The following is a 14962-nucleotide window of genomic DNA, read 5'->3' on the forward strand; positions in this document are numbered from 1 at the left end:
ACACCATGCCCGTAGACCCGTCCACCGCCACCCTGCTCATCGATGGGGAGTGGCGAGCGGGGGCCTCCGCCTTCGAGGTGGTGGATCCGGCGACGCTGGAGGTCGTCGCGCGAGCCGCCGACGCCGGGCCGCAGGAGGCGCTCGCGGCCCTCGACGCCGCCTGCGCGGCCGCCCCCTCCTGGCGTGAGACGACCGCCGAGGACCGCGCCACCAGGCTGCGCGCCGCCGCGTCCCGGGTCCGCGCCCGGGCCGACGAGCTCGCGGCGCTGATGACCGGCGAGAACGGCAAGCCGCTCCACGAGGCCCGCGGCGAGATCATGGGCAGCGCCCGGATGCTCGACTGGGCCGCCGAGGAGGGCAGGCGGGCCGACGGCCGGGTGACGGCGCGCGCCGCCGGCGGCCCGGGGCTGGTGCTCCGCTCGCCGGTCGGCCCCGCGCTCGCGATCACCCCGTGGAACTTCCCGGCGAGCATGCTCGTCCGCAAGGTCGCGCTGGCCCTCGCGGCCGGCTGCCCGGTGATCGTCAAGCCCGCCGAGCAGACCCCGATGATCGGCACCGAGCTGGTGCGCCTGATCGCCGAGGCGGGCGAGCTGCCCCCGGGCGTGCTGCAGTCGATCACCACGACGCGCCCGGCGGAGGTGGTGGGCGCCCTGCTCGCCGACCCGCGCCTGCGCAAGGTGAGCTTCACCGGCTCGACCGACGTCGGCCTGAGCCTGATCCGCGCCACCGAAGGCCACCTGCGGCGCACCTCGCTGGAGCTGGGCGGGCACTCGCCGGCCATCGTGTTCGACGACGCCGACCTGCCGGCCGCGGCGGCGGCCGCCGCCGCCGCGAAGTTCGCCAACGCCGGGCAGAGCTGCATCGCGGTCAACCGGCTGTTCGTCCAGCGGGGGGTGTACGAGGCGTTCCTGCCGCTGCTGCTGGAGCGGGTCGCGGCCCTGCGGCCCGGGCACGGCGCCGACGAGGGCACGACGCTCGGCCCGCTGATCGACTTCGCCGGCCTGGACAAGGTCGAGCGGCACGTCGCCGACGCGGTCAAGCGCGGCGCCACCGTCGCGGCGGGCGGCCGCCGGTGGACCCCGCCGCCCGGCGAGGGCGCCCGGCCCGGCCTCACCGGCGCCTTCTACGAGCCGACCGTCCTGACCGGCGCGGACGACAGCATGCTGATCAGCTCGGAGGAGACGTTCGGGCCGGTGCTGCCGGTCTACCTCTTCGACGACGACGATGAGGCCATCGAGCGGGCCAACGCCACCGAGTACGGGCTGGCGGCCTACGTCTTCGGCTCGGGGCTCGCCCGGGTGTGGCGGGCGGTGGACCGGCTGGAGTTCGGGATCGTCGCGGTGAACGACGCCGCCCCCGTCCGTCCGGAGCTGCCGTTCGGCGGGATGAAGAACAGCGGGCAGGAGCGCGAGGGCGGCAGCGAGGGCATCGACGCCTACCTGGAGACCAAGTCCGTTTCGATGAAGCTGTGAGGACGGTGTCATGACGACGGGACAGCAGACCACCCCGGCCCGGTCCGAGGCCGGCCGCGCGCGGGAGCTCGCCGAGCTGGACGCCCGCACGCTGGTCCATCCGCACAGCGTGATCGGCGCGCCGGCCGAGCCCCTGGTCCTCGACCGGGGCGAGGGCGCGATCGTGTGGGACGTCGAAGGCCGCTCCTACATCGACGGCACCTGCGGGCTGTGGCAGTGCCCGGTGGGCCACGGCCGCCGGGAGCTGGCCGACGCCGCCGCCGAGCAGATCGCCAAGCTGGAGTTCTACTCCTCCTTCGGCGACTACTCCAACGAGCCGTCGATCCGGCTGGCCGAGCGCCTGCTGGAGCTGGCGCCCGCCGGGATGCGGCGGGTCTTCTTCACCAGCGGCGGGTCCGAGGGCACCGAGACGGCGATCAAGCTGGCCCGGCTGGCGCACCACCACGCCGGCCGCCCCGAGCGGGTCGTCGTGCTCGCCCGCACGGGCGGCTACCACGGCATGGGCGGCGGCTCGCTGGCCGCGACGGGGATCGACCGGCTGCGCGCCGGGTACGGGCCCCTCGTCCCAGGCATCGAGTTCCTCGGCAAGCCGCACGCCCTGTCCGGCGACGCGGTGGCGGCCGACCGGCTGATCGCCGAGCTGGAGCAGCGCATCGAGGAGATCGGGCCGGAGCGGATCGCCGCGTTCATCGGCGAGCCGGTGCTCGGCGTCGGCGGCATGGTGCCGCCCCCGGACGGCTACTGGCCGCGGGTGCGGGAGGTGCTGCGCCGCCACGGCATCCTGCTGATCGCCGACGAGATCGTCACCGCGTTCGGCCGGACCGGCCACTGGTTCGCCAGCGAGCGCTACGGCATCGAGCCGGACATCATCGTCACTGCTAAGGGCCTGTCCAGCGGGTATATCCCCATGGGAGCCGTGCTGATCGGTGAGCGGGTGCTCGAACTGGCCGAGGGCGCCTCGTTCCTGCACGGGTTCACCTACAACGGCCACCCGGTGGGCGCCGCCGTGGCGCTCGCCAACATCGAGATCCTGCGGCGCGAGGGGCTTCTGGAGCGGGCCGACCGGCTCGGCCGGCGGCTGCTGGACGCGCTGCGCCCGCTGGAGAGACTGGACCACGTCCTCGAAGTGCGCGGCGTCGGGCTGATGCTCGGCGTGGAGTTCACCGGGGGAGACACCTCCGGGGTCCAGGCAGGAGCGCGGGCGGCGGGCGTCATCGTCCGGGCGTCCGGCACCAGCATCGTCCTGTCCCCTCCTCTGGTGATCACGGAGGAGCAGGTGGACACGCTCGCGAGGGTGCTGACCGAACAGGTCGAGGCCGCCCGATAACACCCGGCAACGCCGGAATCCCACCCCATGCACGACTTGTACGCACCCCACCCGGAGGACACCGTGCGTCTCAACACAGGCACCAAGACCAGGGCGGCGGCCGCCTGTCTTGCCGTGACCGCGGCCGCGGCCTGCGGCATCGGCAATCCGGAGAGCACCAGCGGCACGCTGACCTTCGTGTCGACCGGGAGCCCCTTCCAGGACTACCAGAAGAAGGCGTGGCAGGATCCCTTCACCGCCGAGACCAAGGTGAAGATCCGCAACGACGGCCCCGTCGACGAGGCGCGGCTGCGGACGATGGTCGAGGCGAAGAAGGTGAGCTGGGACGTCGTCGACACCAGCGCCGCGGCCGCCGAGCAGTACTGCGGCAAGTACGTCGAGAAGCTCGACTTCTCCATCATCGACAAGAACGCGTTCCCGAAGGGGACCGTCGGCGAGTGCGGCGTTCCCGCGTACTTCTACAGCCTGATCTTCATGTTCGACAAGAAGAAGTACACCGGGAACCAGCCGACCACGATCACGGACTTCTTCGACGTCAAGAAGTTCCCCGGACGGCGGATCGTGCCGCCGGAGATCGCGGTGGGGCTGCTGGAGGCCGCGCTGCTGGCCGACGGCGTCCCCCGGGACAAGCTCTACCCGCTGGACCTGGACCGCGCCTTCCGCAAGCTGGAGCCGATCAAGAAGGTCACCACGTTCGCCAAGACCTACGGGCAGATGCAGCAGATGCTGGTCGACCGGCAGGTGGACATGGGGCTGGTGCTGTCGGCCCGCGCCTACCAGGCGCTCAAGGCGGGGGCGCCGTTCGAGCCCGTCTGGGACAAGACGGTCGTCAACTGGGACGACCTCGTGGTGCCCAAGGGCGCTCCGAACAAGGAGGAGGCGATGAAGTTCATCGCGTTCGCCTCCAAGGACAAGCCGTCGGCCAAGCTGGCGGAACTGGCGTCGGTCCAGCCGATCAACGAGAACATCACGCCGAACTACGACCCGTTCCAGCAGCGGATCAACCCCTACACGCCCGAGCGCCGGGGCTCCATCGTGCGGTCCGACTCCGCCTGGTGGGGCAAGAACTTCGACGAGGTCACCAAGCGCTACACCGCTTGGCTCGCCGGGTGAGGCGACGATGACGACCACGACGACCACGGCGGCGAGGCCGGCGGCGGCGCCTGAGGGGGTCGCGGCGCAGCGCCCCCGGCGCCGCGCGGCCTGGCTCATCCTGCCGGCGGCCGCGCTGCTGATGGTGTTCTTCTTCTACCCGATCGCCACGATCGTGTGGCGCAGCTTCACCGACCCCGATGTGGGCCTGGGCAACTACACCGCGATGCTGCACGACGGCGTCTCGGTCAAGGTGCTCGTGCGGACGCTCGTCACGGCGCTGATCGTGGCCGTCTCCACGCTGGTGATCGCCTACCCGTACGCCTACGCGATGACGCGGGTCGGCCCGCGGGCCCGGGGCGTGCTGACGGTGATCGTCCTGCTGCCGTTCTGGACGTCGCTGATGGCCCGCAACTTCGCCTGGTACATGCTGGAGCGGCGCGGCGGGCCGATCGAGCGGATCCTCGGCGCGATCGGCTTCGACGGCGTCGTGCTGCTCGGCACGGTAGGCGGCGTGGCGCTGGCGATGGTGCAGGTCATGCTGCCCTTCATGGTGCTGCCGCTGTACGGCGGCATGGAGGGGATCGACCGGCGCCTGCTGGACGCGGCCGGCAGTCTCGGCGCGCCCCGGTGGCGGGCGTTCGCGCGGGTGTACCTGCCGCTGTCGGTGCCGGGCGTGCTCTCCGGCTTCTCGCTGGTGTTCATCATGACGCTCGGCTTCTACATCACCCCGGCGCTGCTGGGCTCGCCGCAGCAGTCGCTGGTCTCGCAGGTGATCGGCGAGCGGGTCAGCAAGCTGCTGGACTTCGGCGGCGGCGGCGCGCTGGGCACGGTGCTGCTGGCGACGACGCTGCTGGTGCTGTTCGCGGTCTCCCGGTTCGCCGGGCCGGCCAGGGCCCTCGGAAAGGCGGTGGGGAATGACTGAGATGACGGCGGGCCGCGCGAAGGGCAGCGCCGAGGGCGGCCTCGGCTGGGGCCTGAAGACGGCCGTCGCGCTGACCGCGCTGCTGCTGATCACCCCGACGGTGGTGGTGATCCCGATGAGCTTCTCGGGCGCCGACACCTTCAAGTTCCCGCCCGAGTCGTGGTCGCTGCGCTGGTACAGGTCGTTCTTCGGCTCGGAGAAGTGGATGTACGCGCTGCTCACCTCGGTGCAGATCGGGCTGCTGGTGGCGCTCACGGCGACCGTGCTCGGCGTCGCGGTCGCGCTCGGCCTCACCCGGTCCCGGTTCCGCGGCATCGGCATCGTCCGGTCGATGCTGATGGCCCCGATGATCATGCCGGGGATCGTGGTCGCGGTGGCGATCTACGGGGTGTTCCTGCGCTGGCAGCTCAACGGGACGGCCATCGGGTTCGTGCTGGCCCACACCGTGCTGGCGCTGCCGTTCGTCGTGACGGCCGTGTCGACCAGCCTGGCCGGCTACGACCGCACGATGGACGTCGCCGCCGCCACCCTCGGCGCCACCCCCTGGACGACCTTCTTCCGCATCACCGTGCCGCTGGTGGCGCCGGGCGTGCTGTCCGGCTTCGCCTTCGCGTTCGTCACCTCGCTGGACGAGGTGGTCGTCGCGCTGTTCCTGCAGACACCCGACATCCAGACCCTGCCGGTGCAGATGTACAACTCGATCACCCTGGAGATCGATCCCACCATCGCTGCGGCGTCGAGCCTGATGGTGGTCGTCACCACCCTCATCCTGCTCGTCCCGCAGTTCGTTCGCCGCGAGCGGAGGACACGATGAGCACGACCAGCAACGACAGCAGCCGCGGAATCCGCATCAAGGGGGTCTCCAAGGTCTATTCGGGAACGGCGCGTCCCGCCGTGGACGATGTGTCCCTCGACATCGCCGACGGCGAGTTCATGACCCTGCTCGGCCCGTCCGGATCGGGGAAGACGACGATCCTGTCGATGCTCGCCGGGTTCGTGTCGGTGTCGGCCGGGTCCATCGAGATCGACGGCCGCGAGGTGTCCCGGCTGAAGCCGCACAAGCGCGACCTGGGCGTGGTGTTCCAGCAGTACGCCCTGTTCCCGCACATGAGCGTGGCCAGGAACGTGGCGTTCCCGCTCCAGCAGCGCAAGATGTCCAAGCCCGACATCGCCGCCAAGGTCGCCGAGACGCTGGAGCTCGTCCACCTGGGCGACTACGCCGACCGGCTGCCCGGCCAGCTGTCCGGCGGGCAGCAGCAGCGCGTGGCCCTGGCCCGCGCCGTGGTGTACGAGCCGCGGGCGCTGCTGATGGACGAGCCGCTCGGGGCGCTGGACCGCAAGCTGCGCGACCAGCTCCAGCGCGAGATCGCCAGGATGCACCGCGAGCTCGGCATGACCTTCATCTTCGTCACCCACGACCAGCACGAGGCCCTCACCCTCTCCGACCGCATCGCGGTGTTCAACGAGGGCCGGATCGAGCAGGTCGGCGCCCCGGCCGAGCTGTACGAGCGGCCGGAGACGCTGTTCGTCGCGCAGTTCCTCGGCGAGTCGAACTGCTTCCGCGGGACGGTCGACCGGGCCGCGGGCGTCCTGCGGTGCGGCGCCCACGGGCTGCGGGCGCCGGAGCTGGACCCGCGGCTCGACCGGGCCGAGATGGTCGCGGTCGTCCGGCCCGAGCGCCTGGCGCTGCACGTCGACGCGGCGGAGGTCGCCTCCGGGCACAACCACATCGGCGCGACCGTCACCGAGATCGTGTACGTCGGCGACCGCCACCAGGTGGGGCTGCGCTTCGACGACGGCAGCACCGGCACGGCGACCCACGCGGTGGGCTCGCCGCTGCCCGCGATGCCGGGGGAGGGCGTCATCGTGAGCTGGGACCCGCTGCACCAGGCGGTCGTCCCGGCCCAGGACGGCGGCCGGGACCCGGCCCCGCACGTCGCGGCGGCGGAGGTCACCGCGGACGCGTGAACCCGAAGGCATGAACCGAAGAGCATGAACGCAGGCGCATGAACCATGACATCCGAAGCCCGCTCACGCCCCCGGCGATGGGAGACCAGTCCGTGCCACCGCACACCGACGACCGCACCGTGACCGAGGACGGCGGCGCGGCCGACGCGCGCTTCGAGCGCATCACCGCCGGCGTTCCCGAGGTGACCGACGCGTTCATGCGGGACGTCCTGCGCGACGTCTACGGCCTCGGCGCCGCCGCGCTCCGGCCGCTCGCCGGGGAGACCGACCGCAACACCCATGTCGTGGACGACGCCGGCGCCGAGTACGTCCTGAAGATCACCACCGTGGCCGAGCGGCGGGCCGCCGAGTTCCAGGCGGCGCTGCTCGGGCATCTGGCGGACCGGCGGCTGGGCTTCGCGGTCCCGCGGGTCGTCCGGAGCCGGTCGGGCGAGGCGGCCACGGTCGTGGACGGCCTGCTGGTGCGGCTGCTGACCTGGGTGCCGGGCACGCCGCTGGCCGAGGCGCCGCGCAGGTCGCCCGAGCTGCTCGCCGACGTCGGCGCGGCCGCCGGGCGGCTGGCCGAGGCCATGGCGACGTTCGCGCACCCCGAGCCGCCCGACCCGCACTACTGGGAGTTCGCGCACTCGGGCGCGGCGCTGGCCGGGTCGGTCCCGCATGTCCGCGACCCGGACCTGCGGGCGGCGCTCGGCCGGATCCAGGCGCGCCACCTGCCCGTGCTGGACGAGCGCCTCGGCGGGCTGCCGGTGGCGGTCGTCCACCACGACCTCAATGCGTTCAACGTGCTGACCGGCCGGGACGGCCCGTGGCGCCGGGTGTCCGGTGTGATCGACTTCGGGGACGCGGCGGCCGCCCCGCGGATCGCCGACCTCGCGGTGCTGGCCTCCAGCGCGATGCGCGGCGCGGACCGCCCGCTAGGGGTGGCGGCGGCACTCACCGCCGCCTACCACGGCGCCCGCCCGCTCGGCGAGGACGAGATCGACCTGCTGTTCCCGCTGATCGCCGTGCGATCGGCGTTGGTCGCGGCGACCACCGCCCGGCTCGACGCCGGGCGGCGGCACGGCGACCCCCGGCACCGGTCGGCCGCCGCCGCCGACCTCGTCCGCCTGCTGAGCGGGATCCCGGCCGAGGTGGGCACCGCCGCCCTCCGGCGGGCGTGCGGGCTGCCCGCGCACCCCGCCACCGCGCCCGCCGCGGCGTGGCTGGCCGGCGGCGCCGCGTCCGCGACGGCGCCGGTCGAGGGGCCGCTCGGCGCGGTCGACCTCGGCGTGACCGGCGAGTGCTTCGACGGCGCCGACCCGCGCGAGCCGGACTCGCTGCGCGCCGCCGCCCGCGCGGGCATCCTCGCGCACCGTCCCGGCGTGCCGGTGGCCCGCTACGGCGAGCCGAGGTTCCTCGCGCCCCGCAAGCGCGGCGAGGGCGGCGGCGACATCGAACTCGGGCTCGACGTCTTCGCCCCGGCGGGCACCCCCGTCCGCGCGCCGCTGGCCGGACGCGTGGACGGCGCCGGCGTCGCGGGCACCGACCTGGTGCTGTGGCACGAACCGTCCGACGGCGTGCGGTTCGGGACGCTCTACACCGGGCTGTCCACCGACCTGGCCCCCGGCGAGGAGGTGACCGCGGGCGCCCCGATCGGCCGCGTCTCGTCCGACACCGGCGACGGGCTGCCGCCGCGCGTCCGGATCCAGGCGACGGCCGTGCCGGTCGCGGCGTGGACGGCCGTGCCGCACCGGGCGCCCGACCACGAGCGCGAGATGTGGCGGGAGCTGTTCCCCGACCCGACCCCGCTGCTCGGCGAGCAGGACGCGGTCACCGCCTGGACGCCCACCGCCGACCGGGCGCTGCGCGGCAGGCACGAGCACCTGCCCGAGAGCCACCCGACCTACTTCAGCCGCCCGATCGCCATGGTCCGCGCGCGCGACTGCCGGTTCTACGACGAGCGCGGCCGGTCCTACCTCGACGCGCTGAACAACGTCACCCTGGTCGGGCACAGCCACCCCCGGCTGGTCGAGGTGGCGAACCGGCAGCTCGGCAGGCTGAACACCAACACCAGGTTCGTCTACGACGTGCTGTCGGAGTACGCCGAGCGGCTCACCGCGACGCTGCCGGACGGCCTGGACGTCGTGTACTTCGTCAACTCCGGCAGCGAGGCCAACGACCTGGCGCTGCGCATGTCCCGCTACCTCACCAAGCGGGAGGACGTCGTCATCATCGACGACGCCTACCACGGGTACACCTCGGTCGTCGCGGACGTGAGCCCGTCCCGCTACCGGCACTACGGCAAGCCCGACACCACCCACCCCACGCCCGTGCCGGACCGCTACCGGGGCCTGTACGGGTACGACGACCCGGACGCGGGCGCCCGGTACGCGGGCCACGTGATCGAGACCTTCGACCGGCTCGCCGCCGAGGGCCGTCCGCCGGCGGCGTACCTGTTCGAGGCGCTGCTGGCGGGCGGCGGGCAGGTGGTCCTGCCGCCCGGCTACCTCGCGCCGGTCTTCGCGGCGGCGTCGCGGCACGGGGCGCTGACGATCGCCGACGAGGTGCAGGTCGGGTTCGGCCGGCTCGGCGAGGCGTTCTGGGGGTTCCAGACGCAGGGCGCGGACATCGTCCCGGACTTCGTGACGATGGGCAAGGCCATCGGCAACGGGTTCCCGATGGCGGCGATGGTCACCACGCGGGAGATCTCGCGGGCGTTCGACCCGGCCGGGCGGTTCTTCTCCACCTACGGCGGCAACCCGGTCGCCTGCGCGGTGGGACTGGAGCTGCTGAACATCGTGGAGGACGAGGGGCTCCAGCACAACGCGCTGGTGACCGGGGAGTACCTGCGGGAGCGGCTGGCGGCGCTCGCGGACCGGCACGAGCTGATCGGCGACGTGCGCGGCCAGGGCTTCTACAGCGGTGTCGAGTTCGTCCGCGACCGCGAGACCAAGGAGCCGGCCTCGGAGGAGACGCTGATCATCTGCGAGCGGCTCAAGGACCGGGGGGCGCTGGTGTATCCGACCGGCCCGGCCTGGAACATCCTCAAGCTCAAGCCGCCGCTGACGTTCACGCCCGCCCACGCCGACGAGTTCGCGGCGGCGCTGGACGCCGTCCTAGAGGAGGGCTGGTGACCATGACCGACGCCGACCTGGTGCTGCTCGGCGGCAACGTCCTCACGCTGGACGAGGAGTCCCGGACCGCGACCGCGGTCGCGGTGTCCGGCGACCGGATCCTCGCCGTGGGCGGCGACGGCGACGTGCGGGCGCTCGCGGGCCCGTCCACCACCGTTATCGACCTCGCCGGGCGGACGGTGCTGCCGGGCATCAACGACGCGCACCTGCATCTGGCGATGTTCGGCCTCGCCGGGCCGCCGTACTCGGCGGACCTGAACGGCATCGCCTCGCTGGAGGACCTGCGCGGCGCGCTCGCCGAGGCGCCGCCCGGCCCCGGCGGCGGCGACTGGCTGGTGGGCGAGGGCTGGCGCGAGGCGAACATCCCCGAGTTCGACGGGGAGCCCGGCCCGCACCGCACCCTGATCGACGCGGCCACCGGGGACCGCCCGGCGATCCTGCACCACGCGTCGCGGCACTCGATCCTGGTCAACACCGCCGCGCTGCGCCTGGCCGGGATCACGCGCGACACCCCCGCCCCGGCGGGCGGGCACATCGTCGCCGGCCCGGACGGCGAGCCCACCGGCCTGCTTCTGGAGTCGGCGAAGGAGCTGGTCACCCGGCACGTCCCGGCGCATTCGGAGCGGGAGCGGCTGGACGCGATCGTCTCGGCGATGGCGACGCTGAACGCGCTCGGCATCACGAGCGTCACCGACCCGATCGTGTGGCCGGAGCTCCTGCGCGACTACATCACCCTGCACCGGCAGGGCCGCATGACGGTGCGTGTCAACGCGCTGCTGCACTGGGACTGGCCGTCGCCGTCCAGCACGTCCGAGGGCCTGGCGACGGCGCTGGGCTACGCGGGGGTGTCCACCGGGCTCGGCGACGACTGGCTGCGGATCGGCGGCTGCAAGCTGTTCGCCGACGGGGTGCCCACCCAGTGCACCGCCTGGCTGCACCGGCCCTACCCCGAGGGCGGCCACGGCCACCTCGTCACCCACGGCGACGACGAGGACGCCCGCTACGAGGAGCTCATGCGCCTGATCGAGCTCGTCCACCGGCACCGGCTCCAGGCCCAGGTGCACGTCACGGGCGACCGGGCGGCGGACGCGGCCATCGACGGCATGGTCCGCGCGCTCAAGGCCGACCCGTGGCCGGAGGCGCGGCACGCCCTCATCCACGGGACCCTGCTGTCGGAGGAGTCCTACGCCCGGCTGGCCGAGCACGGCATCGGCGTGATCACCAGCTCGCTGATGAAGTCGCACAGCGGCGCGTCGATGACCCGCTCCATCGGCGCCGACCGGTGGGCGCGGGCCTTCCCCGCCGGCGCGCTGCTCGCCGCGGGCGTCCACGTCGCCGACAGCTCGGACGCGCCGGTCACCTTCCCCGACTGGCGGCGCGGCGTCGCCACCTTCGTCGGCGCCGCCCCGGGCCCGTTCGCCGACGTCCCGCAGGACCTGCGGCTCACCCGCGAGCAGGCGCTCCGCCTGTGGACCACGGCGGGCGCCCACTTCGAGCACGCCGAGCGGCGCAAGGGCTCGCTCGCCCCCGGCCGCCTCGCCGACCTCGTCGTCCTGGACGGGGACGTCATGACGGTCGAGGACGACATGCTCCAGCACGTCACGCCCGTCCTGACCATCGCGGGCGGCCGGATCGTCCACAACCGGGACGCATAGCCGAATCGTTCATGCGAAGGGTGTTCTGCAGGCGGCACAGTGGGGAGGACCTCGTCTGATCACCGAAAGGAGCGGACGATGGCGGACGAGGACGAGCTCATCGAGCTGGAGCGCGCGGGCTGGCGGGCGCTGTCCACCGGCGGCGCGGCCGCCGCGGACTTCTACGGCCGCGTCCTGGACGGCGAGGTGGTCATGCTGCTGCCGGGCGGGATGCGGCTGACGGACCGGGCGGAGATCGTGCGGTCGATGAGCGGCCCGCCATGGGCGGAGCACCGGCTGGAGGAGCCGCGGGTGCTCCGTCCGGCGTCCGGCACGGGCCTGGTGACCTACGGAGCGGTGGCCCGCCGGGAGGGCTCGCCGGAGTACTCCGCCCTCGTCAGCAGCCTGTACGTGCTCCGCGACGACGGCTGGAAGATGGCCCTGCACCAGCAGACCCCAAGGTGAACACGCCTCATTTTGCTACTTTGGCAATGCGATTTGTCGTTCTGTTGCTCGATCGCCGATGATTTCCCTGATGGGGAGGTATGAGGCATGAGCGAACAAGCAGAACGGGCGATGGACTCGCCGGAGGGCACGCGCCGGTACGACGTCGTGGTGGCCGGGGGCGGTGCGGCCGGGCTGAGCGCGGCGCTCACCCTGGGCCGGGCGCGGCGCTCGGTGCTGGTCGTCGACGCCGGGGAGCCGCGCAACGGCCCGGCGGACGGGGTGCACAACTACCTGGGGCAGGAGGGCGTCCCGCCCGGGGAACTGCTCGCCCGGGGCCGCCGCGAGATGGCCGGATACGGCGGCGAACTCGCCGAGGGCACCGTGGCGGCGGCGCGGCGCGAGGAGGACGGCGGGTTCCGGGTGGAGCTCTCGGACGGCCGCTCGGTGCTCGCCAGGCGCCTGCTGGTGACGACCGGCCTGGCCGACGAGCTGCCCGACGTCCCGGGGCTGGCCCAGCGGTGGGGGCGCGAGGTGCTGCACTGCCCCTACTGCCATGGCTGGGAGGTGCGCGACCAGCCCATCGGCGTCCTCGCCACCGGCCCGATGGGCGTGGAGCAGGCGCTGCTGTGGAGGCAGTGGAGCGAGCACGTGACACTGTTCCTCCACACGGCCCCGGAGCCGGACGACGACGCCTGCGAGCGCCTCGCCGCCCGCGGTATCGCGTTGGCCGACGGCCGGGTCGAGGGACTGCGGGTCGAGGAGGACCGGCTGACCGGCGTCGTCCTCGCGGGCGGGCGCGCCGTGGCCGTCCGTGCCCTGGTCGTGGCGCCGCTGTCCACCGTCCGCGCCGGCGTCCTGACCGGCCTGGGCCTTGAGACCGCCGAGATGGAGATGAAGGGGCACGTGCTGGGCACCTACGTCCCAGTCGACCCGTCGGGCGCGACCGCGGTGCCGGGCGTGTGGGCGGCGGGCAACGTCGCCAATGTCGCCGAGACCGTCATCGGCTCCGCGAACGCCGGGACGCGCGCGGCGGCGGCGATGAACGCCGACCTGGTCGCCGAGGACACCCGCCGGGCCGTGGACGCCCGCCGCGCCCCGTTCTCCGCGGCCATGGAGCGCGAGTCCTGCGAACGCGTCCTCGGCGACCGTCGCCATGGTCTCTGACGCCGCGAGCGGATACGGGTATACGCGCATTTTTGGCGACATTCCGCTCGGCTTCCCGGGGGATATCCGGAACGGTGTGTCCTCGGGGCGGCGGATATATCTTCGTGATCGGGAGGACCAGGGGGAGAGGCGGCCTGCCTGGTGGACGGAGGCCCGCCCGCGCTGATCACCGCCCGCGCCCGTGATCCGGTTTCCGGGGCGAAAGGTGAGAAAGCCGATCTGGTGGGTAAAGCGACCGTCGCCATGGTCCTCTCCCCTCGGGAACTTGGATGACTCCACAGCCCCGCCGCGATGCCGCCCGCCGATTCGCCGCCCTCGTCGAGGCCGACCGCGCGGAGATCGTCTCGCGGTGCGAGGGCGCCCCGCCCGAGGCCGGTGAGGTGCTCGACGACGTCGTGGCCGGTGTGAGGGACGGCGCCGGACGGGGCGGCGGGCGGACGCTCAGCGAGTGCTTCGCCCGGTGGGCCGCGCGGCGCCTGAGGGACGATCCCGGCCTCGCCGAGCCGTTCGCCACCGCCCTGGCGGCCCTGAACGAGAGCCTGGAGCGGCGCCACGTCGCCCGGACCCGGCAGGAGGAGCGGCGGCGGATCGCGCGGGAGCTGCACGACCGGCTCGGCGAGGAGCTGACGGTGGCGCTCCGGCGGATCGAGCTGCGGAGCCTGATGGGGGGCAGCGGGTCCGACGCCGCCGAGCAGGCGATCGTCGGGGCGATGGACCGGCTCCGGGAGATCACCTCGGAGCTGGTGCTGGAGCCGGTCACCGATCTGCGGGAGGCGCTGCGCGAGCACGTGGTGGCCGTCGCGGACCCGCGGCTGCGGCTGTGGGTCGCCGGCGAGGGGGACCACGCGCCGCCGGAGGTGCTGACGGAGGCGTTCTTCGTGCTCCGGCAGGCCGTCCGGAACGCGATCGCGCACGGGGACGCCTCGCGGATCGTGGTCGAGGTCGACGTGGGGACGCGGCTGCTGCGGGGCCGGGTCAGCGACGACGGGCGGGGCTTCACCGGCGAGCCCGGGGTGGGGATCACCTCGATGCGCGAGCGGGCGGAGTCCGTCGGCGGCACGGTGACGATCGAGGGCGGCCGGGGGACGTGCGTGGAGCTGCGGGTGCCGCTGTGCTGACCGTCCTGCTCGTGGACGACCACACGCTGGTCCGGCAGGGCGTCCGGGAGATCCTGGAGACCCAGGAGGACCTGCGGGTGGTCGCCGAGGCGGGGGACGGGGAGGAGGCCGTCGCGGCCGCCGCTGCGAGCAGGCCGCACGTGGTGCTGCTGGACGTGGAGATGCCGGGGACGGACGCGGCGGCGACCGTCCGGCGCATCCGCGCGTGCTCCCCGGACTCCCAGGTGATCATCCTGAGCATGCACGAGGGCCCGCGGCTGCTGGAGGGCCTCCTGGACGCGGGGATCCGCGGCTACCTGCTGAAGACCGTCCCGTGGGAGGAACTGGTCGCGGCGATCCGGGCGGTGCGGGACGACGGGAGCCGGATCGTGCTGGGCGTGTCCCGGCGCAGCCTGCCCCGGGGCGAGCGGTCGGTGCGGCTGACCGAGCGGGAGCGGCAGGTGCTCGCGCTGACCGCGCGGGCGCTGAGCAACCGGCAGATCGCCTCGCGGCTGTCGCTGACCGAGGCGACCGTCAAGCGGCATCTGCGCAGCGTGTTCGCCAAGCTCGGGGCCGGGTCCCGGCTGGACGCGGTGAACCGCGCGGTGGCGGCGGGCCTGATCGAGCCGGAGCTCTGACGACCCCCGACCGGGCCTCGACGGCGGCGGCCTACGTTGGCCGCGATCGTTGCCCAGGGAAGGGAGGGCGGGGCTGTCTCTTATA

12 protein-coding genes are annotated in these 14962 nt (G+C 73.5%); all 12 read left to right on the top strand.

Annotated features, from left to right (window positions below; translation table 11 throughout):
• The first annotated feature begins 5 nt into the window (after positions 1 to 5).
• The 12 genes from E1298_RS11865 to E1298_RS11920 all read left to right on the top strand — a co-directional run bounded on the left by E1298_RS11865 (position 6) and on the right by E1298_RS11920 (position 14877).
• A complete protein-coding gene (locus E1298_RS11865; protein ID WP_131892327.1) occupies positions 6 to 1472 on the top strand; it encodes an NAD-dependent succinate-semialdehyde dehydrogenase in 1467 nt (488 codons plus the stop codon).
• A 10-nt stretch (positions 1473 to 1482) separates the two neighbouring features.
• Positions 1483 to 2799, top strand: coding sequence for an aminotransferase family protein (locus E1298_RS11870; RefSeq protein WP_131892329.1), 1317 nt, complete (start codon positions 1483 to 1485; stop codon positions 2797 to 2799).
• A 63-nt stretch (positions 2800 to 2862) separates the two neighbouring features.
• On the top strand, positions 2863 to 3912 hold the full coding sequence (locus E1298_RS11875; RefSeq protein WP_165975427.1) for a polyamine ABC transporter substrate-binding protein: 1050 nt from the start codon (positions 2863 to 2865) through the stop codon (positions 3910 to 3912).
• Between the two features lie 7 nt (positions 3913 to 3919).
• Entirely contained in the window at positions 3920 to 4816 is an 897-nt protein-coding gene (locus tag E1298_RS11880; protein ID WP_131892333.1) for an ABC transporter permease, read from the top strand.
• Positions 4809 to 5630 carry an ABC transporter permease gene (locus tag E1298_RS11885; protein WP_131892335.1) on the top strand — a complete coding sequence of 274 codons (822 nt, stop codon included), beginning with the start codon at positions 4809 to 4811 and terminating at the stop codon, positions 5628 to 5630. Before E1298_RS11880 ends, E1298_RS11885 begins: the two co-directional genes overlap by 8 nt.
• Positions 5627 to 6784 (top strand): ABC transporter ATP-binding protein, encoded by a 1158-nt coding sequence (locus E1298_RS11890; RefSeq protein ID WP_131892337.1) that lies wholly within the window; start codon positions 5627 to 5629, stop codon positions 6782 to 6784. Before E1298_RS11885 ends, E1298_RS11890 begins: the two co-directional genes overlap by 4 nt.
• A gap of 92 nt (positions 6785 to 6876) precedes the next feature.
• On the top strand, positions 6877 to 9897 hold the full coding sequence (locus tag E1298_RS11895) for an aminotransferase class III-fold pyridoxal phosphate-dependent enzyme (protein ID WP_165975428.1): 3021 nt from the start codon (positions 6877 to 6879) through the stop codon (positions 9895 to 9897).
• 2 nt (positions 9898 to 9899) lie between these two features.
• Positions 9900 to 11552, top strand: coding sequence for an amidohydrolase (locus E1298_RS11900; RefSeq protein ID WP_131892351.1), 1653 nt, complete (start codon positions 9900 to 9902; stop codon positions 11550 to 11552).
• A 78-nt stretch (positions 11553 to 11630) separates the two neighbouring features.
• Entirely contained in the window at positions 11631 to 11996 is a 366-nt protein-coding gene (locus E1298_RS11905; protein WP_131892341.1) for a nuclear transport factor 2 family protein, read from the top strand.
• An 87-nt stretch (positions 11997 to 12083) separates the two neighbouring features.
• Positions 12084 to 13142, top strand: a complete 1059-nt coding sequence (locus E1298_RS11910) for an NAD(P)/FAD-dependent oxidoreductase (protein ID WP_207944574.1) — start codon at positions 12084 to 12086, stop codon at positions 13140 to 13142.
• Positions 13143 to 13411: 269 nt separating this feature from the next.
• Positions 13412 to 14260, top strand: coding sequence for a sensor histidine kinase (locus E1298_RS11915; RefSeq protein WP_131892343.1), 849 nt, complete (start codon positions 13412 to 13414; stop codon positions 14258 to 14260).
• Entirely contained in the window at positions 14254 to 14877 is a 624-nt protein-coding gene (locus tag E1298_RS11920; protein ID WP_243725530.1) for a response regulator, read from the top strand. The genes E1298_RS11915 and E1298_RS11920 overlap by 7 nt, the downstream gene beginning before the upstream one ends.
• The last annotated feature ends 85 nt before the right edge of the window (positions 14878 to 14962 follow it).

Origin of the sequence: Actinomadura rubrisoli, from assembly GCF_004349215.1 — a bacterium.
Lineage (GTDB): Bacteria > Actinomycetota > Actinomycetes > Streptosporangiales > Streptosporangiaceae > Spirillospora > Spirillospora rubrisoli.

Coding starts and splice junctions, on each gene's coding strand:
- E1298_RS11915 (WP_131892343.1), top strand. CDS start 13,412: ATGACTCCACAGCCCCGCCGCGATGCCGCCCGCCGATTCGCCGCCCTC.
- E1298_RS11880 (WP_131892333.1), top strand. CDS start 3,920: ATGACGACCACGACGACCACGGCGGCGAGGCCGGCGGCGGCGCCTGAG.
- E1298_RS11905 (WP_131892341.1), top strand. CDS start 11,631: ATGGCGGACGAGGACGAGCTCATCGAGCTGGAGCGCGCGGGCTGGCGG.
- E1298_RS11885 (WP_131892335.1), top strand. CDS start 4,809: ATGACTGAGATGACGGCGGGCCGCGCGAAGGGCAGCGCCGAGGGCGGC.
- E1298_RS11910 (WP_207944574.1), top strand. CDS start 12,084: ATGAGCGAACAAGCAGAACGGGCGATGGACTCGCCGGAGGGCACGCGC.
- E1298_RS11900 (WP_131892351.1), top strand. CDS start 9,900: ATGACCGACGCCGACCTGGTGCTGCTCGGCGGCAACGTCCTCACGCTG.
- E1298_RS11890 (WP_131892337.1), top strand. CDS start 5,627: ATGAGCACGACCAGCAACGACAGCAGCCGCGGAATCCGCATCAAGGGG.
- E1298_RS11865 (WP_131892327.1), top strand. CDS start 6: ATGCCCGTAGACCCGTCCACCGCCACCCTGCTCATCGATGGGGAGTGG.
- E1298_RS11870 (WP_131892329.1), top strand. CDS start 1,483: ATGACGACGGGACAGCAGACCACCCCGGCCCGGTCCGAGGCCGGCCGC.